Raw genomic sequence first — 22222 nt, forward strand, 5'->3', positions numbered from 1 at the left:
ATCCACGGCTTCTTGCTCACGCCATCACGAACGGACGAATCGTCACATCGGTAGCGCCCCACCAGCGACGATCACCAAGATCGTGTTACGAGTTCATAGAACGGATGCCGTACACAACGGACTTGGCCGACGGGCAGTGGGCCCTGGGCTCCAGGACGGTCTTGACCAGCGGATCCAGGAGATCCTGCGTTGCCAGGCGCGGGAGCGGGCCCGGCGATTGGAGGACCCGTCCCTGGTGATCATCGACACCCAGCCCGTCCGCGCGGCAGCCGGGGTGCCGAAGGTGGCCACGGGGGCTGGACGCGAACAAGAAGACGCCCGGCGGGAAACGGGGACTGGCCGTCGATGTGATGGGGCTGGTCATCGGCGTGGTGGTCGTGGCCGCGAGCGCCCACGACACCGAAGCCGGCATCGCCCTGCTGGACCAGGCCGCGGGACGGTGCGGGACGCGCCTGGAGAAGGCCCTGGTCGGCCGGGGCTTCAAGGACGCGGTGATCATCCACGGGGCGGTGAAGGACACATCACCGTCGAGCTGGTCCGGCGCAGCCCCGACGACGTGGGCAAGGACCGCCATGGTTGGTGTCGGACGACCTGCGGGGCCGGACAGAGCCGCTGCAGCCAGTGGGGCAGCAGCGGCTTCGAAAGAACGGCTGCCCGCCGACTTCGGCAGCCGTCGGACGGGTAGTCGCGAAGCGCTCCCACACAGCGCCGTCTGCCGCAGCTCGGCCCGCAGAACCTCCACCCGCGGCCGGGCGGCACACTCGCGCTCGTCCAACAGCCCCATCACCGACGGCGTCCCGGAACCTTCACCGAAGAGACGACACGGCATGTGCGGGATCACACAGCACAAGCCGCGCAGGGCCAGGGCCGGCGGCGTGCGGTGGTTCTCGTCATGGCGGCATCGGGCCCGCCGGTTCAGGCGGCAGCGGCCAAGTCCGCGCGGCCGAAGAGCAGGGCGTAGCCGCGGGGGAGGTGGGCGAGAAGGCGGTCGGTGAGGGTGTCGTCGGTGAGGGTGGTGAGGGCGGCCAGGACGGAGGAGGCGTCCCAGCGGGCGGCGGTGAGGCTGGTGCCCAGGGTGTGGGCGAGGCTTTCGACGAAGGCGGGGGCGGTGACGGGGCGGGGCAGGGGGATCTGGGCGGCGAGGACGGTGCGGGCCCGCTCGGGCAGCGCGGCGGCGAGGTCGCAGCGCTCGTCGCCGGTGAGCTGGGAGCCGAGGAGTGCCAGGACGGCGTCGAGGACGCGTTCGGCCTCCTCGTCGGTGGAGTAGCGGCCGAACGTGCGGACCTGCTGGAGGAGGTGACGGTAGCGAGTCATGACCGTGGGGCCTTCCAGGGGCAGGCCGCCGGGGGGCCGGCGGCGGGTGAGGGGTGGTCAGGGTCGTGTCCCGGCGGCGGGGCGGCCGAACAACAGGTCGTAGCCGGGCGGCAGTTGGAGCAGGACGTGGTCCATGAGGTCGTCGCCGGCGGCGTCGGCCACCGTGGACAGGACGGCGCCGATGTCCCACAGGGCCGTGGCCTCGGTGGCGCCCTCGATCCAGGCCGCGGTCGCGCGCACGAACCGCTCGGCGCTGAGGGGCTCGGCGGCGTGCAGCGGGTTGAGCAGGATCAGGGCCATGCTCTCGGGCAGGCGGGCGGCCAGTTCGGCCCGCGCGTCGCCGACCAGGTGGGCGCCGAGCAGGGCCAGGACCACCCGGGCGGCCCGCTCGGCCTCCTGCGGGGTGTCGTACTCACCGCGCTCCCGGACCTCGTCCAGGAACGCCTCCCATCGAAGGGTCATCCCGGTTCTCCCTCCGTCCCCGGCCTGCCCGGCGCGCCGCCGCCCAGGGCTCGCCACCCAGGGCTCGCCGTTCAGGGCTCGGCGGTCAGACACCGGTGCAGGCCGGTCAGTTCGAGCAGCCGCACCACGCGGCGCCCGGCCCCGCGCAGGACCAGGCGGGCACCGCACCGGTCGGCCTGGTTGCGGGCCCGGACCAGCGCGCCCAGGCCCGCGCAATCCATGAACGTCACCTCGGACAGGTCCAGCACCACCTCCCGGTGCGAGTCGATCGCGGCGGCCAGGGCTCGACGCAGCGAGGGCACGGTGTCGAGGTCGATCTCGCCGTTCACCTGCACGGTGAAGGGTTCGGTGTCCTGGCCGTCCATGGCGTTTCCGCGTCGCTGCGGGCGGGGCCCGCCCGGTGGTCGGGGGTGTTCCGGCCGCCCCTCTCGATCGCGGGGGGAGAGATCAGGGGCGGCCCGGAACGGCATCCGGCGGCCGGTCAGGCCTGGATCTGCTTGCGATCGCCGCTGTGGCTGATCGCGATCTTGCGGGGCTTGGCCTTCTCGGCGACCGGGATCTTCAGGGTCAGCACGCCGGCGTCGTAGTCGGCGGTGATCCCGGCGGGGTCGAGGGTGTCGGAGAGCATGACCTGGCGGGAGAACACGCCGAGCGGGCGCTCGGACAGCTCCCACTTAATGCCCTCGCCCTCCTGGCGCGGGCGGCGCTCCGCCTTCACGGTCACCATGTTCCGCTCGACGTCGATGTCGATCGCGTCCGGATCGACGCCCGGCAGGTCGAAGCAGATCACGTACACGTCGCCCGCCCGGTAGGCGTCCAGCGGCATCGGCGTCGGACGCGACCAGGTGCCGGTCGTGTTGAGGAACTGCTGGGTCAGCCGGTCCAGTTCGCGGAACGGGTCAGTGCGCAGCAGCATCGCGAAACACCTCCATGGATCGAATGGGTGCCAGTGCGCTTCACCTGACTCCTTTCTAGCGCGTCATCCATCCGATGACAAGTCGGCGCGTCACCGATAGAGTGACGCCATGAGCGAGAAGTCCCGCAGAGCCGCCCCCGGCCCCTCCCCCGACGCCTCCCCGCCGGTCGAGCCCGCCTCGTTCCTGGCGGCCGCGGCGGCGCTGGCCGCCATCGACGACGCCGTCCGCACCGCCCAGGACCCCGCGTCCCAGCCCCCGAGCGTCCCTGGTCCTGATCCGCAGGAGGGCCCCGAACAGGCCCTGGCCGCGCTGGTGCTGCTGCGCGAGCTGCGCACCCAGCTCGCCGGCTGGGAGGCCGGCCTGGTGGAGAGTGCCAGGGAGGCCGGGGCCACCTGGGCCGACCTCGCCCGCCCGATGGGGGTGGCCAGCCGCCAGGCCGCCGAGAACCGCTACCTGCGCCTCAAGCCCGCCGGCGACGCAACGCGGTCCGGCACCGGCGCCGAACGGGTCAAGGCCGTCCGCGACCGCCGGGCCGCCGACCGGACGGTCACCGCCTGGGCCCGCGACCACGCCGCCGAGCTGCGCGTCCTCGCCGCCCGGATCACCACGGCCACGCTCGCCCCCGACGCCGGCCCGGCACAGGCCGCCCTGACCGCCGCCCTCGGCGCCGCCGACCCCGCCGCCCTCATCGCACCCCTCGCCGCCGTCCGCCCCCACCTCGGCACCGCCCAGGACGACCTCGCCACCCGCCTCGACGCCCTCACCCACCGCACCACCCAACTCCGCGACGCCAGCGACCGCCGCCGCGCCTGACCCCGCCGTCGCCGGCCGACCTCCGGAATGCGGATCGACGACCGGATCCGGGCCGGGCCGGTGCCGGCACCCGTGCCGGCGGCGGTCCCGGACGGGATGTGCTCACGCCGGGCGCGGACCCTTCGTCGCGGTCCTCCGCGCAGTTGGCTACCACCACGGGCACGGACGGTCAGGAAGTGGCGATGATCACCGCATCCACGCCCGAGGCCGGCACCACGGCTCCGCCGTCCGGGCCGAACCGGACCCTCGACCCGGACGGAAAGCCCGCGCCGACCGGCACCCCGACGTCCACCCGCACAGCCGACCCGGGGTTCCTGGACCACGGCAAGGCCGTGGTCTACGGCACCGACGGCACCGCGACAGCGGGCACCGCAGCAACTTGCTCGCCGGGTGCTCCACGGCCCGCCGGGCAGATCCGTTGGCCGGCTCGGTCCGGGCGTTGTCCTTGTGCGTCAGAGCGGGTTCTTCGGCGGCTGGCGTCAGTCGGCCACCGCACCGCGCGCTGGGCTGGACACGGTCACAGGCGGCGGGCCGCCAGCCCCCGACCGGGATGTGCGCCGCGGGCCCCTGGACGGGTGCTCTCCTATCCGGGGCCGACAGTTCTCACCGACCGTCAGGAAGTGCACTTCGGCAGCAGATCCCGGTCGTACATGTAGCCGCAGTCGTCCATCGCTGACGTAGACGTTGACGTTGCCGGAGTCGTCGTCGGCCTTCAACCAGGTCGCACTGACACCGCTCGTCTCCGGCGAGGTGTAACCCTGCCCGATCCTCCAGCACTTGAAGTAGTTGCGCCACTTGTGCAGTCAGCCGGTGTGACTGGAGTTTCCCGCGTCCGGCCTCCAGCGGCTCCACTGGTTGAGGATCGTGTTGAAGTAGACAACCGAAGACGCCGCCGTACTCTGCGCGGCACTCTCGGCCGGCGCGGCCGCACTGACCCCGCCGTCACGGTCAGCACGAGCGCGGCCGCAGCCACCGTGATGCCCGCGCGCTTCGCGGACGACGTGATCAGGTTGCATGCCATGGAAACTCCCCCGCTGGCTTCCCGGCCCTGAGGCTGGCGCAATCCGGCCGACTCACAGCAGGTCTCCGAGTAACGACCCGCCAGCACGTTGAGGATTCTTGCTCGCTCCCCACCCCGGTCGCCGTCCGCCGCAACCGTCCCTGGCCATCCCCGCCAGACCAGCACGGCCCGCGTTAACCACACACTGCCCGCTGTCAGGAGTTCCATCCGGACGCCTTAGCCCGGCTCGACCCCACCACCGACACCGACGGCGTCACCAACCGTCACCATCCCCTCAACATCGCTCGCCCCACCAGCATCGACTCCTGGCCGAGCGTCGTACCGCCTGCTTCACCGACCTTGTTCGCCCGATCGGGGAGGATGCTCGTCACCGTGGAACGCACCAGCGACCTCGCCGGTCCAAGATGCCCACTCGCCACGCTTACCGACATCGCCAACCCCGATGGCACGCAAGCCGAAGCGGATACCCGCCTCCAACCGCCGCCACTTCGGCCGCCCCCCGCTATGCAAGGCGATTCGATGCAAATAGGCATCATTACGAACTATTGGCCACAACAGGCATCTTGACCTAAGTACTCAGTCGAGAATGGAGGCCGAACAGTACGTAAACCCACACATGCGCAGTGCGACCTGACGTCCCATCAACTGAGCCCGGCCTCAGGCGAGCTGGCCGCCCAGACGCATCAGCTTGCAAACCCCTGTCGAATTCGGGCGATTTGAGTGGGGATCCGACAGACTCGCCTCACTTCCTTTGCACGCCATTTGCCTTGACTCAAAAGATCATTGACAAGAACATGGTCTCTTCGTGAAGATCTCGATTCGCATGTGATGATCACCAAGACCCTGTGGGATGTGACGTGGAGAGATCCGTGCGGAGGGGGAGGCTGCGTGGGTGGACCGCAGCTGTTCTCTCCGTTGGCATAGTGGCGGGCACGTTCGGGATACCGGGCGTGGCCGGTTCGGCACTGGCGGCGGGAGAGGTGCCGCCGCAGAACTCTGCGGCACCGACACCGCCGAGTGATTCGGCGGAGACGCTGGCGGTCGCGGAGGCGCGGCGGACCGGGAAGCCGGTGGAGGTCGAAGCCCTGCGGAGTGAGAACTCCGATGTCGTCGCGCAGCCGGACGGCAAGTTGTTGTCGACGACCTACGTGCAGCCAAAGCGGGTGCGCAAGGCGGGCGGGTGGGTGGATCTCGATCCCACGCTCGCGGTGCTGTCGAGCGGCGCGGTGGCGCCGAAGGCGGCGACCGCCGAGGTCGAGTTCTCCGGTGGCGGCAGCGGGCAGCCGCTGGTGCGGATGGTGCGGGCCGGCAAGGAGTTGAAGGTCTCCTGGCCGAAGGCGCTACCGAAGCCGGTGGTGGAGGGTTCCACGGCCGAGTACCGGGAGATCCTGCCGGACGTGGACCTGCGGCTGACCGCCACGAAAACCGGATTCACCCAGCTCGTCGTGGTGCACACCGCCGAGGCCGCCAAGAACCCCGAGCTGGACCAGTTGCGGTTGGGGCTGGAGTCGGGCGACCTGACGGTACGCCAGGAGGTTGACGGCTCGCTGTCTGCGGTGGACGCCTCCGGCGGGGGGACCGTTTTCGAGGCGCCGCCCCCGCTGATGTGGGACTCCTCGACACCTGCAGCAGCCTCCGCCGGGCTGTCGGCCGACTCCGAAGCCACGTCTCGCACTGCGGCCGGGGCCTCGTCGACAGCGGGCAGCGAACCGGGCGACGGCGCGAGGGTCGCGCCGCTGAAGGTCGACCTGACCAAGAACGAGATGCGTCTGACCCCGGACCAGGCCATGCTGGACGACCCGAAGACGGTCTTCCCGGTGACGATCGACCCGGCCTGGAACACGCCGGCAGCTACCGAATGGGCCGGTGTCTCGCGGTACTACCCGAACCAGGCGTACTGGCACTTCACCTACGACTCCACCCCCGTCCACGACTGGGGTGTCGGTTACTGCGGTGACACCACCAGGTGCGCGCCGACCGACGTGAAGCGGGCGTTCTTCCAGGTGCCCACCGGGTCGTTCGTCGGCAAGCAGGTCATCCGCGCCACGTTCGGCACTTACGAGAGCCACACCTACGACTGCTCCAAGCCGCGCGCGGTCGAGCTGTGGCACAGCGGCGCCATCTACCCCGGCCTGAACTGGAATGCCCAGAACAACAGCGGCTTCTGGCTGCGTCACATCCAGGACATCACGGCGGCGAAGGGCAATTCCGGTTGCGACCCGGGCTGGCTGGAGTGGGGCGGTGACGTGGACTCCAACCTGAAGCGGCTCGTCCAGGACGGCGCCAACTGGGGCTGGCAGACCATCACCTTCGGCCTGAGGGCGCAGAACGAGAGCGACCTGAACGGCTGGAAGCGGTTCACCGACGGTGCTTACCTGCAGGTCTACTACAACCTGAAGCCAAACCAGATCCCGAACGCCGACATGGCGTCCTCTCCGGGCGGCGCCTGCCAGGCCCAGCCGGTGCGCATCAACAAGATGCCGCAGGTGACCGTCAAGGCCACCGATCCGGACGGTGAGGCGATCGGCGTACAGTTCGCGGTCTCGTGGGACGCCGGGGACGGCATGCGCCGCCGCTGGTGGTCCACCGGCTCCGAGGGCGCCGCGCCGGAATCCGACACGTTCAAGGACAACGGCTCGATCTTCTCGTGGAGCCTGCCCGCAGATCTGCCGCAGGGCACTCAGCTCAGCTGGGAGGCGCGGGCCTGGGACGGTGCCGCGTGGGGCGACTGGTCCTCGGAGGGCGACCCCTATGCGTGCTACTTCACCGTCGACACCTCCGCCCCGCAGGGGCCGGTGATCACGTCCCCGACCTATCCGGGTTCCAGTGACGCCACTGCGGCGCTTCCGTGGATCGACGGCGTCGGCCGCTACGGCTCGTTCACCGTCAAGTCGGCATCCACCGATGTGGTCAAGTACCAGTGGGGCCTGGACAGTTCATCCACCACCAAGGGTGAGGTCGCAACCAGCGGCGGCGCCTCGCAGACCGTCAAGGCGCTTCCGGAGACTCCCGGACTGCACTTCCTCTGGGCGCGCGCGATCGACGGAGCGGGCAACGCCTCCCAGCCCGAGACGTTCTATTTCAACGTCCTGGCGGGCCAGGGGCAGCGCGCGGGCTGGAACATGGACGGCAACCTGAACGGCAGCGGCGCCGAGGTTCCCGCCACCCTCGGATCCGGCGCCACCGCGGGCTCCGCGGGCCGGGTCAACAACGGCATGGCGTTCAACGGCGACGCGGCGACCGGCTACGCGCAGACCGAGGCGGCGGTGCTCGACACCTCGCGGAGCTTCTCGGTGTCGAGCTGGGTGCAGTTCAACGGCGCCACCACGAGCCGGGTCGCGGTGAGCCAGAACGGCCCCAACTACTACGCGTTCACCCTGGGCACGTCCATGGTCGGCACCGAAAGCCGCTGGGCGTTCAAGGTCCAGAGTGCGCCGGGCGACTCCGACAGCACCACCTTCGTGGTCAGCGCGAACGCCGCGCAGACCGGCCAGTGGACCCACCTGACCGGCGTGTACGACTCCGCGGCACACTCGATCCTGCTGTACGTCAACGGTGTGGCGGCAGGCTCGACCCAGGTCCCGTCCGCCCTGTGGGACGGCCACGGCCCGGTACAGATCGGACGTGACCGCTGGAAGGGGCAGTGGGCCGCAGCGTGGCCCGGTTCGGTCGACGAAGTGAAGCTGTGGGACCGGGCGCTGACCGGGCCCCAGGCCGCGCAGGTCGCCGCCGACCAGAGCACCACGGGCATGCCGGCCAAGGCCGTCTGGCACCTCGACGAGAGCGGCACCGCCACCGTCAAGGGCGCACCCGAAACGGACTCCCTGACGGCGTACGGGTCGGTGCAGACCAACGTGCCCGGCATCGCGGGCCAGGCCGTCCGCCCCGACGGCTCCACCGGCTACCTGCGCACCGCCCGGCCGCAGGTCGACGGAACCCGGGACTTCTCGGTCTCGGCCTGGGTGAAGCTGCCCCCACCCGCACTGGGCGACCCCACGAACAGGGTCGTCATCAGCCAGATCGGCCAGCACAACAGCGAGTTCGCCCTCTACTACTCGGGCACCTCGGGCAAGTGGGTCTTCGGCCGGTACAAGGAGGACACCGCCGCCGACACCATGGTCCGCGTCTCACAACCCGACTGCTTCATCGACGGCCCTATCAAGCCCACGCCCTACCCCTGCCGCAGCAACGGCGAGTGGACACACTTGGTGGGCATCAACGACACCACCGCGAAGAAGCTGCGCTTCTACTTCAACGGCCGCCTCGCCGGCGAGACCGACTACACCCAGGACTCGCCGTGGGCCAACCCCGGCCCGCTGCAGATCGGGGCCGGCAACCGCGAGGGCGTCAACACCGACTTCTTCGGCGGCGACATCGACGACGTGCGCCTGTTCGACCGGATCGTCACCGGGCCGGAGGTCGCGGCGATCGTGCAGCAACGCCCGCAGCTGGCCGGCCGCTGGAAGCTCAACGCCGTCGCCGGCACCCCGGCCGTCACCCCCGACGAAGGCCCCGCCCAACGCGGCGCCACACTCAACGGCGGAGCCTCCATCAACAGCGCCGGCGGCATGCTGCCCAACCCCGGCACCCTGCTGCTGGACGGCACCACCGGCTACGCGGCCACCGGCACCACCCCGCTGCACACCAGCCAGAGCTTCACCCTTGCCGCGTGGGCGAACACCGCAGGCATCCCCACCCGGGACATGACGGTGCTCTCCCTGCCCGGCACCGCCAACAGCGCGGTCACGCTGCGCTGGCACTACCTCGGCCAGGACGCCAACGGGCAGCCCAACGGCGAATGGCAGGCCGAGCTCCGCTCCACCGACGCCGCCACCGGAGCCGCCCGAACACTGGTGGCCCGCGCCCCCGGCACCTCGCTGTGGCAGAACTGGACCCACCTCGCTGTCAGCTACGACGCCCTCGTCGGCAGGCTCACCCTCTACGTCAACGGAATCACGGGGAACGTGTACTGCCCTCTGGGGTCCACCGGTTGCGTGCCACGCACCGCCATCACCGGAACTTCGACGCCGTACGAGGCGACCGACGGCCTTCAGTTCGGCCGCAACCGCTCGGGTGGCGCCTGGGGCGAGTACTTCTCCGGTGAACTCGACGACGTCTGGGTCTACCAGGGCGTCCTGACGGGCGAGCAGGTTGCCGGCCTCGCCGACTACAACATCGAGATTCCCACCGCTGCCGGCGTCTGATCCTCCGTCCCTCTTCCTGGGCCGGGCGGCACCCTGCCGTCCGGCCCGGCCCTTCTGCCACCCGTCCGGCAACCGCCCGGCGGGTTGATTCCGAATGTCGATTTCGAACAAGGAAACCCAGCATATGAGTTCAGGAAGGTCCGTCGTGCGGCGGGCCCGGGGCAGGGTGTCCGCGACCATCGCGGCTACCCTGGTCGGGTCACTGCTGCCGACGCTGCCACTGGCCGCCGCGGCGGCCGCCGACACCTACACGCCACCGTCGGCCGTCTCGAACGAAAAACCGGTCAAGACGCTTGACGCCAAGACTAAAGACCGCCCGGCCGACACCACCGTCAGCAAGCCGGACAGCAAGCAAGGCACCCTGCCCGGCAAGGGCAAGGCCACCGCCGACGTCCCCGGCAAGAAGGGGAAGAAGGCCAAGGCCGGCAAACTGCCGATTTCCATCACCTCGGCCGGCACCGCTGGAAAAGCCCAGGTCGAGGTGCTCGGCCAGGGTGCCGCTGCCAAGGCCGGGATCACCGGCATGCTCTTCACCATCACCGGCGTGGACGAAGCCTCGGGCGTGGCCGTCGACTACTCGTCCTTCGCCCGCGCGGCTGGCTCCGGGTACGGCTCCCGGCTGAAGCTGGTGCGCCTGCCCGATTGTGCACTGACCACTCCGCAGCTCCCGGAATGCCGCGAGCAGACGCCGCTTCCCGGCGGCAACGACCTCGAAGCGCAGACGGTCAAGGCGGACGCGCTGACCGCCACCCCGGCAGACTCCACCCGCGTCCAAGCGGCCAACGCCCCGATCGTACTGGGAACTGCCGCGGACTCGGCCGGGCCGGGCGGCGACTACAAAGCCACCCCGCTGTCCTCGGCGTCGACGTGGTCGACCTCGCTGAACAGCGGATCGTTCACCTGGTCGTACGGCATGCCGCTGACGGCAATGCCCGGCGGCCTCACGCCGAAGCTCGGCCTGGCCTACAACTCCGGCGCCATCGACGGCCGGACCTCCAACAGCAACAACCAGGCCTCCTGGGCCGGCGACGGCTTCGACATGGCCCCGGGCTTCGTCGATCGCTCCTACAAGCCATGCGCAGATGACGACGCGCCCAAGACCAACACCATCAGTCCGGGCGACCTGTGTTGGGGCACCGACAACGCCACCATCAGCTTCGATGGCCACTCCGGCGAACTGATCCCCGTCTCCGCCGACGAGTGGCGGATCAAGAACGATGACAACATCAAGGTCGTCCGGGTTCGCGACACCTCCCGCGCCAACGGCGACAACGACGGCGAGTACTTCAAGGCAACCACGCCCGACGGCACCACGTACTACTTCGGTTACAACCGCCTGCCGAACTGGACGTCGGACATGCCGGAGACCAAGTCCGTCTACACAGTGCCGGTGTTCGGCAACAACGCCGGCGAGCCGTGCAACACCTCGACGTTCGCCGCCTCATGGTGCCAGCAGGGCTGGCGGTGGAACCTCGACCTGGTGGTCGACGCCCACGGCAACGACATCACTTACTGGTACACGCCGGAGACCAACAACTACGGCCGCAACCTGAAAGCCACCGACCGCACGCCGTACGTACGCGGTGGGCGTCTCGACCGCATCGAGTACGGCCAGCAGAAGAACGACATCTACTCCGGGAGCGCTAAACCGATGGCCCGGGTCGAGTTCGGCACCGCCGAACGCTGCCTCGAAGCCAACGCATCACTCTGCAACCCCACGTCGGTCGACACCAACCAGGTGTACTGGTACGACACTCCGTGGGACCAGAACTGCAAGGATGGCACCGACTGCACCAACACTTTCGCACCGGCCTTCTTCACCCGTACCCGCCTGACCCAGGTCGTCGCCAAGACCCTCCAGTCCGACGGCAGCTACGCGGCCGTCGACACTTGGGACCTGACGCACAAGTGGGGCACTGCCGACTACGACTACCAGCTGCTGCTGGACTCGATCAAGCACACCGGCAACTCCGCCACCCCGGCCGTCGCCCTGCCGAAGACCACCCTTGCCTACAGGCAGATGGCCAACCGGCTCGACAAGACCGGTGACGGCCGGATGCCGTTCGTCAAGCAGCGCCTGGGCACGATCACCGACGAACTCGGCGGCCAGATCGACATCAACTACTCCAGCGAGGCCTGCACCTGGGCTGGCCTGCCCACCCCGCAGACCAACACCACCCGCTGCTTCCCGCAGATGTACCAAGCCTCCCCCGACGGCCCGGTCACCACGGAGTGGTTCAACAAGTACGTCGTCGACGCGGTCAAAGCCACCGACCGCACCGGCGGCGCACCGGACACGGTCACCCACTACACCTACCTCGGCGACGCCGCCTGGCACTTCGACGACGAGGACGGCCTGACCAAGGAGAAGCTCAAAACCTGGTCCCAATGGCGCGGCTACACCCACGTCCGGGTCGAGACCGGCGGCAACGCCACCATGTCCACCCAGGACGACCACTGGTACCTGCGCGGCATGGACGGCGACCGCAACAACCCGTCCGATAAGAACAGCAAGCGCACCGTCACCGTCAACGACGGCGAGGGCACCACCCTCGCCGACGACGACGCGTGGGCAGGCTTCGAGTATCGGTCAGAGCAGTACGACAAGCCCGGCGGCGTCGTGCTCAACAAGGCAATCAGTACACCGTGGAAGAAGGAGACCGCGAAACGGGTCCGTGATTGGGGTACCACCACCGCGAATCTGACTGGCACCACCACCAATCGCGCCTTCACATCGCTCGACAAGGGTACAGGCGGCAATTGGCGCGAGACCCGCGGCAACATCACATTTGACGACTACGGGCGTACCACCATGACCGAAAACCTCGGCGATGTCTCGGTCACTGGCGACGAGAAGTGCGCTCGCTCCACCTACGTGGACAACACTTCGGCATGGATCCTCAGTCTGGTTTCACGAGTTGAGACTGTTGCAGCTACCTGTGCAGCCACTGTCGACCGCGATACCAAAGCCGACGGCACTTCCGCCGTGCTCTCCGATGCCCGGTACCGGTACGACGGACAGGACTTCGGCACCGCCCCGACAAAGGGCGACATCACTATGGTGGAGTCCCTCAAGTCCCGAAGCGGCACCAGTGCCACCTACCTGGACAACACCGCCACCTATGACGGATACGGCCGGGCCCTGAACGACACCCAGCTGGCATCCACCACTATCTACGACACTACCGGCGCCACCAGCCCGGTCACCACGGTGTCTTCGAACGCCCGGACCACCAGCACCGCCTTCACCCCGGCAAACGGCCGCCCCACCAAAACGGTGGTGACAACTCCACCTGCAACGGCCGGAAACAGCACGACCACACAGACAACCACCACCGACTTCGACCTGAAGCGCGGTCAGGCAAAGGGCAGCATCGACACCAACAACCGTCGCACCGAGATCCAGTACGACGCCCTCGGACGCACCCTCAGGGTGTGGCTGCACGACCGGATCGGCCAGGGCAACCCCAACCAGGAGTACGCCTATACCGTCGCGGAGAACACGGCTGCCGCCGTCGCCACGAAGACGCTCAACGAAGACGGCTCACAGCAGACCGTATACACCATCTACGACGGCTTCGCGCGTGCACGTCAGACCCAGGCGCCTGGACAGAACGGCGGCCGAGTTCTCACCGACACCTTCTACAACGAACGCGGCCTGACCTCACTGTCCTACGCCCCCTACTACGCTGATGGTTTGCCATCGAGTCAACTGCAGACTTTCAGTTCGAACCCCAAATTGACCGAAGGCCTGGAGACGCAGACTGCGGTTGACTATGACGGCCTCGGACGCGCTGTCAAATCGACGGTCTTGGCTGGCAACGGCGTCGGCACCCCGTTGTTCTCCACGCTCACCGAGTACAACGGCGACCGGGTCACTGTCACCCCGCCCATCGGCGGAACGCCCACCACTGTCATAACCGACGCGGAAGGGCGTACCACCGAACTGCGTCAGTACAAGGCCGCAACGCCGACAGGGGCCTACGACGCCACCACCTACGGCTACGACAAGGCCGGCAACCTGACCAAGTTGACCGACCCTGTAGGCACCAGCTGGTCCTGGCTGTACAACCAGCTCGGTCAGCAGACGAAGGCGGTCGACCCCGACAGCGGAACGGCTGTCAAGGTCTACAACGACCGGGGCGAGGTCACTAGCACCACCGACGGGCGCGGTAGCACCATCGCCAATGTCTACGACAACCTCGGCCGCCTGACCGAGACCCGCAGCGGATCGGCCACCGGACCGCTGCTGACCTCGCAGGCGTGGGACCCGGCGGGCAACAAGGGTTTGCTGGCGTCCAGCACCCGCTACAGCACCGTCGGCGGGACCACCTACCAGTACACGACCGCCTACTCGCTGTTCGACGCCCTCGCGCGCCCGACCCGCACGACGGTCACGATCCCACCCGTCCCCGGGCAGGAAGCCTTCGCCGGCAACTACGTCAGCGGCACCATCTACCGCCTCGACGGCCAGGTCAGGACCGCCGTCTACCCGGCGGCCGGCAACCTTCCCAGCGAGTTGATGACGTTCAACTACGACACTCTGAACCGGCTCACCGGGGTCACCGGGACAGGCGGCTACACCTACCAGACAGGCCAGGACTACAGCCTCACCGGCAAGCCGGTACAGACGAAGCTCAACGGCACCGCCGGCAAGGAAATCCTGGTCACCAACACCTACGAGCGGGGAACCCAGCGCCTGGCAACCAGCCGCACCGACCGGTATGGCATCGCCACGCCCGCACGGGCCGCGGCCTACACCTACGACCAGGCCGGCAACGTCACCTCCGTCACCGACAACTCCAGCTCCGGCACCGACCGGCAGTGCTTCACGTACGACTACCTCGCCCGACTGACCGAGGCATACACCCCCAACACCGGCTCCTGCTCTGCCCCCGACGGCACCAAGCTCGGCGGCCCGGCGCCGTACTGGACCAGCTGGACCTATTACACCAACGGCACCCGGGCCACCGAGACCCGGCACGACACAAGCGGTAACACCGGGCAGGACTCCACCACTACCTACACCTATCCGGCGCCCACCGCAGCCCGCCCGCACAGCCTCACCTCCACCAGCACGATCACCGGTGCCGCCGGCACCCCCGTGGTACAGAGCTACGAGTACGACAGCACCGGCAACACCAGCGGTCGCCACCTCAAGCCGACCGGGAACCAGACCAGCGACCAGACGCTGACCTGGGACGCCGAGAACAAACTGACCCGGCTCGTCGACACGGTGAAGACCACCTCCGGCACCACCACTGCGACCACCAACAAAACCACCGACTACCTCTACGACGCGGGCGGCAACCGCCTGATCGGCCACACCCTCGACACCGCCAACCCGGCGGCCGAGAGCTGGACCCTCTACCTCGGCAACACCGAACTCAAACTGGCCAAGGGAGCCACCAAGGCAGCAGCTACCCGCTACTACCCGCTCGGCTCCGCCACCGCGATCCGCACCGACGACAACAAGCTCACCTTCCAGACCAACGACCACCACGGCACCGCCGAAGTCAACATCGACGCCGCCACCGGCGCGATGACCCAACGGCACTCCCTCCCCTTCGGAGCCACCCGTGGTACCGCCCCCACCACCTGGGCCGGCACCCGAGGCTTCCTCGGCGGCACCGACGAACCCACCGGCCTCACCCACCTCGGAGCCCGCGACTACGACCCCACCATCGGACGCTTCACCAGCGTCGACCCGATCATCGTCACAACCGACCCTCAGTCGCTCGCGGGGTACACCTACAGCAACAACAACCCACTCACCTTCAGCGACCCGAGTGGCCTCATGCTGAATTGCGGCGGCGAACTCGCGAACTGTCCTTCCTCCGGCACTGGCGGAGGCGCGGCACCTGGCGGAAGCCCTGACAGCGGCGGAAGTCTGGATGACGACACCGGCTGGACGAACATTTGGCCCGGCATCGACGTCGACAACACCTGGTCCGGAAAGTACGAATACACCAGGCGATTCTTCGAAAGGTTGGGCGCACAGGGCCGGACTCCCGATGATCTGGACCCGCGGCTCGGCAGGCCGGAACAGCAGTTTGGAACGCTTAGCGGCCTCAGGCAGGACGCCATGCTTCTCTGCGTGGGCATGAAATGCCCGAGCAGCATGTACAGCCTTGCCAGTTCGATTGCGACATCAGCGGCGGTCTATATATCGACCCAGAATGCTGGCAGCGAGCTCATGCAGTTGCTCGCTCCACAATTTCGAGGGCACCGGTTCGACAAATCACGCCGTGGCGGACTTGGCGACATCATTAAAAACGTCGCTTTGACTGCCCTTGGATGCGCCAACAGCTTCCCTTCCGGAACTCTAGTCCTCATGTCGGACGGTCAAACAAAAAAGATCGAAGACCTCGAACTCGGGGACGAAGTTCTTGCCACGGACCCCGAGACGGGGGAAACTGCAGCGAAGAAGGTGGACGCGACAATCGCCACCCCTGACGATCGCGAATTTACAACGATCACCCTCAGTGGCGATGGTTCCACGATTACCGCTACCGATCACCATCCTTTCTGGGTGGAAGGACGCCACGCCTGGATCGGAGCATCCGACATCAAGGCCGGCGACACGGTTCGCACCACCGACGGAGTTCTTGCCCGAGTGGAGGCGACGATGCCTCTGCTTGAAACGATGGAGGCATACAACCTCACCGTTCGGGACATTCACACGTACTATGTACTCGCTGGAAATACGCCGGTACTGGTGCACAACGTCGGAGAATGCCCTATAGATGGGGTTCCGCACGGCGCGATTGGCGAAGCGGCATCGCTTGATAGACTCCAGAACGGTGGATACACGGATATCACCCCACAGGTGAGATTCATCAACAGCAATGGCGATGTCTTCATTGCAGACTTCGTCGCGCGAACTCCGAATGGCAACTGGGTTGCTGTTGAATCCAAGGTGGGTGGAGCGACAGTGTCAGATCATCAAGCCGTCGGATACCCAGAGCTAACGAGCCGTGGGGTAATCCTCAATACGAGCAAGCTTGAACAGTATGGACTGAAAAAGGGCAGTACGGTGACGATGCCGCTGGAAATCGACCATTGGCAATGTGGCGTATGTAATCCGTGACAAGAAATGGGCTCGGAGTGCTTTGGCGCTCCGAGCCCGTTTTGTGGCTACTTATCTACCGCCAGGCGGGAAAGATCCACCGCGCAAGCGTCGATGGATGCGGCATAATGGGGGTCATGGCTACCAATGAGCAAGGGCGTTCGGCGACACATCTGGCTGAACGGTTGATCGAACTTGAAGGCCCCAAGGAAGTCCTTCTGGCTGCCGGAGAGTGGATGGCGTATCGGTTGGAGCGGGACGGCTTTCATTGGCTCAAGGGTCGAACTAGTTTGGAGCGTCGCCTTGATGGGCGACTTGAGCGCATGTGCCTCGAAGGCAGCCGCTGGAACAAGGCGGGAAAGTTGATCGAGTTCAGCATTGTGAGCCTGGAAGTCTTCGATGAAGGACTCAAAGCATGGAGGAAGTCCAATCCTGGCCTCACAGTTGAGCGTCCTGAATCTGTAGAGGGAATTGTTTGCGCCACCAGCTTCCTTGACATCTCGCGGGAGGCCAAGGCAATCGTCACTCTTCCTTCCAATAGGCTTGCAGTCGTCGATAGGCTGTGTGAACACGCAAGAGAGGTTGCATTGCCATGGTTCAGCTCCTCTGCGGCCCCTGAGAATTTGGCTGACGTGGTGCCAGACGCACTCCTCCGCCCAATCGGATTTGGGCAAGACCTGCTGGAGTTCCTAGTCAGCCGAGGATTCCACGGGGAAGCCAGGTCTCTGATTCAGCGAGTTATTTCTCTCGGTGCTTCGTATCACGATGCAATTTCCGAAGGCCGCGATATCGCCATTAGTGGCGGGCGTCCACACTGGCATTCTCCGCAGGCTCTAGGGTGGAGCGGCGAGGTCCTAGGTCTGCTCTGAAATTCGATCGATTTCAATATCCTGAATTCGTGTAGCGGCGCGCCAAAGGCCTCACCGGAATGCTCGTTCCGGTGAGGCTTCCGGGGTTTGAAGGCAGTGAGCATTTTCAAGGTGGCCACCGATCGGGTGACAGCCGGATGCTCGGAATGAGGGCAGAACGAACGATGTTCCCGGACGGTTGAGCGAGATTTCTAACATCTCAAATAATCAGCCAGGAACCCTCCTTGGTCACCTGTCCTGCCGCACTGGATTTGCCGCACGCGCGCGTCGAGTGGGTCACCATGCTCATCGTCACCCGCGAGGGTGACCAACGGTGCAAGCTCCGGCCGTCCCAGCGGGCCCTGGTCGCACTGGCGTACCCGCGCAAGCACGACACCCTCGCCCAGATCACCGCCGGCTTCCGGATCAGCGTCGGTACCGCCCGCGCCTACGTCCACCAGGTCACCGACCTGCTGGCCCGGAAGGCGCCCGGTCTGACGCGGGCCCTGCGCGACGCCGATGCGGAGTACGTCCTGGTCGACGGAACCCTCGCCGAGTGCGACCGCGTCGGCGACGGCCGCGCCGACCACTCGGGGAAGCACCGCCGCCACGGCGTCAACCACCAGGTCATCACCGGCCCGACAGGCAAGCTCGTGTGGATCTCCCGCGCCCTGCCGGGCTGCACCCACGACCTGACCGCCGCCCGCACCCGCCGCATCGTCAAGACCTGTATCCGGCTACGCGTCCTGGCCCTGGCCGACATGGCCTACACCGGCGCGGGTGGCACCTTCGCCGTGCCTACCAGACGCCCTGCCCGCAAGGAGTTGACCGTCGGACAGCGGTCGCTGAGCCGGGCCGACGCCCGGCTCCGTTACCCCGTCGAACGCGGCGTTGCCACCGTCAAGCGCTGGCGGATCTTCCGACATGCCAGTTGCAGCCCGAACTGGCTGACGTCAGCAGCCAAGGCAGTCCTCACCCTTGAGCTTCACCGCTGAAAAGGCTCGGTGTTCGGAGCGGTCTGGTTCACGGCCCCGCTGAAACTGCTGCCCCTCATCGCATCCCGCCTGAACCCCGGCGGCACTCTGGCCTTCTCGCAGCCCCCCCCCCCCCCGCCATCCCCGGAGCCTACGGCCCACAGGACATCTACACGGGCGGTTTCGCCGGAAGGGCGCTGTACACGTACCGCTACTCCTACACGCCCCGCAGATGGGCTGGCCTGCTACGGCACAGCGGCTTCGAGTCGGTGGACGCCACCGTGCTCGACGCCCCGACCGAGGGCCCTATCGGCACCCTGATCGTCACGGCACCACCCCGAGGCCCGAACCCCGATGATCGTGCTCGCCGTCGGCTACGGGGCGTCGGAGGGCACCATGGGCAAATGGCTCCGGAATTGGGAGGCCGCCCAAGGCCCGGTGGACAGTGACCTCCGCCCGGATCCAGCCGACTGCCGGCAGGCGTCCCCGCCGCGCTCGGTGCCACCGGCGACACCCTGGCGGTGCGGACCGTCTCCGCGATGTCCCGCACACCGCCGGCACCGTCCTCCAGCCGATCGATGGCGAGCGAGGGCTGCGGTGATCGCCAAGCTCACCTGACGCCCGCGCCCTGGTCCGCGCGGACGCGGTGACGGGCCGGGGTGGGGTCAGCCGCGGTGGCGGGTGATGAGGTGGAGGAGGTAGGCGCCGCCGAGGAGGCCGGTGAGGATGCCGACGGGGAGTTGGGTGGGGGCGAGGAGGCGTTGGGCGGCGAGGTCGGAGAGAGCAAGGAGGAGGGCGCCGAGGAGGGCGGCGGGGAGGAGGTTGGGGCCGGTGGTGCGGGTGAGGCGGCGGGCGGCCTGGGGGGCGATCAGGGCGATGAACGGGACCGGTCCGGCGGCGGCGGTGGCCGCGGCGGTGAGGGCGACGCCGATCAGCACCAGCCGGATCCGGACGGTCTCGGTGCGCACCCCCAGCGAGGCCGCCGTCTCCTCGCCCATCTCCAGCATCCGCAGCGGCCGCCCGAGCAGCAGCGCGCCGGGCAGCAGCACCAGCAGGGCGAGCGCGAGGGGCGTGCAGTGCTGCCAGCCGCGGGCGTTGAGGCTGCCGGTGAGCCATACCGCGGCGCTCTGGGCGTCGCTGAAGGAGGCCCGGGCGATCAGGTAGGCGTTGAGGGAGGCGAGCAGCGCGGAGACGCCGATGCCGACCAGGACGAGCCGGTAGCCGTGGGTGCCGCCGCGGCGGGCGAGCAGGTAGACCAGTAGCGAGGTGACGAGTCCGCCGACGACCGCGCCCCCGGCGACGTACGCGGCGCCGCCGCCGATCAGCAGGATGACGGTGAGCGCGCCGGTCGCGGAGCCGACGGTGAAGCCGATGACGTCCGGGCTGCCGAGCGGGTTGCGGGCGAGGCTCTGGAAGAGCGCCCCGGCGAGGCCGAGCGCGGCGCCGACCAGCAGCGCGGTGAGCAGCCTGGGCAGCCGGACGTCCATGACGATGTAGCGGTCGGCGCGCCGTCCGCCGCCGCCGAGGATGTCGAGGACGTCGCGCACGGGCAGCGGGTAGTCGCCCGCGGTGAGGCTCCACGCGGCGGCGCCGAGCAGCAGCACCAGCAGCAGCGCCCCGACGAGCGCGGCCCTGGGGTGCAGGCGCAGCGAGCGCCCGCCGGGCAGGGGGAGCGCCTTCGGGCGGTCAACGAGCTTGAGGAGAGTCACAGTTGGGCGATCCTCCGCCCGCGCACCAGCGCGATGAACAGCGGTGCGCCGAGGAACGCGGTGACCACGCCGACCTGGAGTTCGGCGGGCCGCAGCAGGAGGCGGCCGAGGATGTCGGCGGCGAGCAGCAGGACGGGGGCGAGGGTGGCGGAGAGGAGCATGATCCAGCGTTGGTCGGGGCCGCAGAGGTGGCGGGCGAGGTGCGGGACGGCGAGGCCGACGAAGGCGATGGGGCCGACGGCGGCGGTGGCGGCTCCGCACAGCAGGGTGATGGCGAGCAGGGCGAGCACGCGGGTGCGGGCGGGGTGCGCGCCGAGGGCGCGGCCGGTGTCGTCGCCGAGGGCGAGGGCGTCGAGGGGCCGGCCGAGCAGGAGGGCGAGCAGTCCGCCGGCGAGCAGGAACGGGAGGACCTGGCGGACGGCGGCGGCGTCGATGCCGGCGAAGGTGCCGATCTGCCAGTAGCGGAAGCGGTTGAGGGTGAGCGGGTCGAGCAGGATCAGCGCGTTGACGAACGCGGTGAGCACGGCGGTGACGGCGGTGCCGGCCAGCGCGAGGCGGGCGGGGGTGGCGGAGGCGCGGCCGCCGAGGAGTTGGACGAGGAGCGCGGCGAGGGCCGCGCCGAGCAGCGCGAACCAGACGAACGCGGGGAAGGTCCGCAGGTCGAACAGCGCGGTGCCGGCGGCGACGGCGGCCGCGGCGCCGCCGTTGATGCCGAGCAGGCCGGGGTCGGCGAGCGGGTTGCGGGTGAGCGCCTGCATGAGCGCGCCGGAGATGCCGAGCGCCGCGCCGACGGTGATGCCGAGCAGGGTGCGCGGGATCCGCGAGTGGTGGACCACGATCCAGTCCTCGGCGGTGGGTTCGCGGTGCAGCAGGACGTGCAGCACCTGCCCGGGGGCGATGGTGCGGGCGCCGACGCCGAGGGAGAGCACGGCGAGGACGGCCAGCACGGCGAGCGAGCCGAGCAGCCAGGCGAGCCGGCGCCCGGTGCGGCGGCGGGCGGGAACCACCGGAACAGGATCGGAGACGGCAGAGACGCGGTTGTTCATGCGTGCGGAGTGTGCTCGTCCTGGTGGTGGTCGTGGTTGGCGGTGCCGCGCCGCCAGTAGCCGTCCACGTCGACCTGGTGGCGGGTCAGCCCGCGGTCCTCGCGCAGGTGGCGGCGGATCGGGCGCAGCGTGAGGGCTTCGCCGGCCACCCAGGCGAAGCCGAGTCCGTCGGGCAACTGCGCGGCGCGGATGGCGCGTTCGAGCAGGTCGGTGGTGCCGGGGGCGGCGTCGCCGCGGTGCAGCCAGTGGACGGTGGCGTCGGTGCGGGTGGGGAGCGGCTGTTCGTCGGCCGGGCCGGGCACTTCGACGAAGGCGAGCACCTTGACGCCGTCGGGGAGTTTCTCCAGCCAGCGGGCGAGGGCGGGGAGGGCGGTCTCGTCGGCGCCGAGCAGGTACCAGTCGTGGACGTGGTCGATCTCCTCGGATCCGCGCGGGCCGAAGACGCCCAGGCGCATGCCGGGCCGGGCGGCGGCGGCCCAGTCGGAGCCGACGCCGGTGGCGTGCAGCACCATGTCGATGTCGAGTTCGCGGGCCTCGCGCCGGTAGTGGCGGACGGTGTAGTCGCGGGTGATGGGCTCCTCGGGGGCGTCCATCCAGGTGTCGTTCTCGACCACGGGTTCGACGGGCAGGTCGCGGCCGGGTGCGGGGAAGCAGAGTTTGACGTGGTCGGTGGGGGCCTGTTCGCAGAAGCCGTCGAGGGCGTCGCCGGTGAAGGTGACCCTGACCGTGCCGGGGGTGATCCGTTCGACCCGTTCGACGTCCAGCAGGCGGTACTTGAGCGGGTGGCGGACGATCCGCGGGCGCAGCGGCGTGGTCGTGGGGGCGGTGGTGGTCATGGGTCAGCC

The 22222-nt window shown here is 68.6% G+C and carries 12 protein-coding genes and 2 pseudogenes; 7 read left to right on the forward strand and 7 right to left on the reverse strand.

Translation table 11 applies throughout. From position 1 onward, the window contains the following. Nucleotides 1-151 precede the first annotated feature (151 nt). Nucleotides 152-565: pseudogene (locus tag ACWEMJ_RS07615) on the forward strand (transposase); the annotation flags it as partial. A 350-nt stretch (nt 566-915) separates the two neighbouring features. Here ACWEMJ_RS07615 and ACWEMJ_RS07620 read toward each other — a convergent pair. The 4 genes from ACWEMJ_RS07620 to ACWEMJ_RS07635 all read right to left on the reverse strand — a co-directional run bounded on the left by ACWEMJ_RS07620 (nt 916) and on the right by ACWEMJ_RS07635 (nt 2692). After that, entirely contained in the window at nt 916-1314 is a 399-nt protein-coding gene (locus ACWEMJ_RS07620; RefSeq protein ID WP_452136039.1) for a DUF2267 domain-containing protein, read from the reverse strand. 57 nt (nt 1315-1371) lie between these two features. Further along, complete coding sequence (locus ACWEMJ_RS07625; RefSeq protein WP_452136040.1) at nt 1372-1776, reverse strand: DUF2267 domain-containing protein; 405 nt, start codon at nt 1774-1776, stop codon at nt 1372-1374. Between the two features lie 71 nt (nt 1777-1847). Further along, nucleotides 1848-2141, reverse strand: a complete 294-nt coding sequence (locus tag ACWEMJ_RS07630) for an STAS domain-containing protein (RefSeq protein ID WP_452136041.1) — start codon at nt 2139-2141, stop codon at nt 1848-1850. Nucleotides 2142-2257: 116 nt separating this feature from the next. Then, a complete protein-coding gene (locus ACWEMJ_RS07635) occupies nt 2258-2692 on the reverse strand; it encodes an Hsp20/alpha crystallin family protein (protein ID WP_452136042.1) in 435 nt (144 codons plus the stop codon). 109 nt (nt 2693-2801) lie between these two features. On the opposite strand from ACWEMJ_RS07635, the gene ACWEMJ_RS07640 reads away from it, so the two are divergent. The 6 genes and pseudogenes from ACWEMJ_RS07640 to ACWEMJ_RS07665 all read left to right on the forward strand — a co-directional run. Further along, nucleotides 2802-3506 carry a hypothetical protein gene (locus tag ACWEMJ_RS07640; RefSeq protein ID WP_452136043.1) on the forward strand — a complete coding sequence of 235 codons (705 nt, stop codon included), beginning with the start codon at nt 2802-2804 and terminating at the stop codon, nt 3504-3506. Between the two features lie 1971 nt (nt 3507-5477). Beyond that, nucleotides 5478-9731, forward strand: coding sequence for a LamG domain-containing protein (locus ACWEMJ_RS07645; RefSeq protein ID WP_452136044.1), 4254 nt, complete (start codon nt 5478-5480; stop codon nt 9729-9731). 166 nt (nt 9732-9897) lie between these two features. Beyond that, nucleotides 9898-16821, forward strand: a complete 6924-nt coding sequence (locus tag ACWEMJ_RS07650) for a polymorphic toxin-type HINT domain-containing protein (RefSeq protein WP_452136045.1) — start codon at nt 9898-9900, stop codon at nt 16819-16821. A 116-nt stretch (nt 16822-16937) separates the two neighbouring features. Further along, the gene (locus ACWEMJ_RS07655; RefSeq protein WP_452136046.1) at nt 16938-17669 is read left to right on the forward strand and encodes a hypothetical protein; all 732 of its coding nucleotides are present in this window, start codon (nt 16938-16940) and stop codon (nt 17667-17669) included. 224 nt (nt 17670-17893) lie between these two features. Next, nucleotides 17894-18643 carry a transposase family protein gene (locus ACWEMJ_RS07660; protein WP_452136047.1) on the forward strand — a complete coding sequence of 250 codons (750 nt, stop codon included), beginning with the start codon at nt 17894-17896 and terminating at the stop codon, nt 18641-18643. A 6-nt stretch (nt 18644-18649) separates the two neighbouring features. After that, nucleotides 18650-18954 (forward strand): annotated as a pseudogene (locus ACWEMJ_RS07665) (SAM-dependent methyltransferase); the annotation flags it as partial. A 333-nt stretch (nt 18955-19287) separates the two neighbouring features. Here ACWEMJ_RS07665 and ACWEMJ_RS07670 read toward each other — a convergent pair. Genes ACWEMJ_RS07670 through ACWEMJ_RS07680 form a run of 3 tightly spaced genes read right to left on the reverse strand, consistent with a single transcriptional unit; the run spans nt 19288 to nt 22213 of the window. Then, the gene (locus ACWEMJ_RS07670; protein ID WP_452136048.1) at nt 19288-20331 is read right to left on the reverse strand and encodes a FecCD family ABC transporter permease; all 1044 of its coding nucleotides are present in this window, start codon (nt 20329-20331) and stop codon (nt 19288-19290) included. Next, nucleotides 20328-21377 carry a FecCD family ABC transporter permease gene (locus ACWEMJ_RS07675; RefSeq protein ID WP_452136049.1) on the reverse strand — a complete coding sequence of 350 codons (1050 nt, stop codon included), beginning with the start codon at nt 21375-21377 and terminating at the stop codon, nt 20328-20330. Before ACWEMJ_RS07675 ends, ACWEMJ_RS07670 begins: the two co-directional genes overlap by 4 nt. After that, on the reverse strand, nt 21374-22213 hold the full coding sequence (locus ACWEMJ_RS07680; protein ID WP_452136050.1) for a siderophore-interacting protein: 840 nt from the start codon (nt 22211-22213) through the stop codon (nt 21374-21376). Before ACWEMJ_RS07680 ends, ACWEMJ_RS07675 begins: the two co-directional genes overlap by 4 nt. Nucleotides 22214-22222: the final 9 nt, after the last annotated feature.

It is taken from the genome of Kitasatospora sp. NPDC004531 (assembly GCF_053602195.1).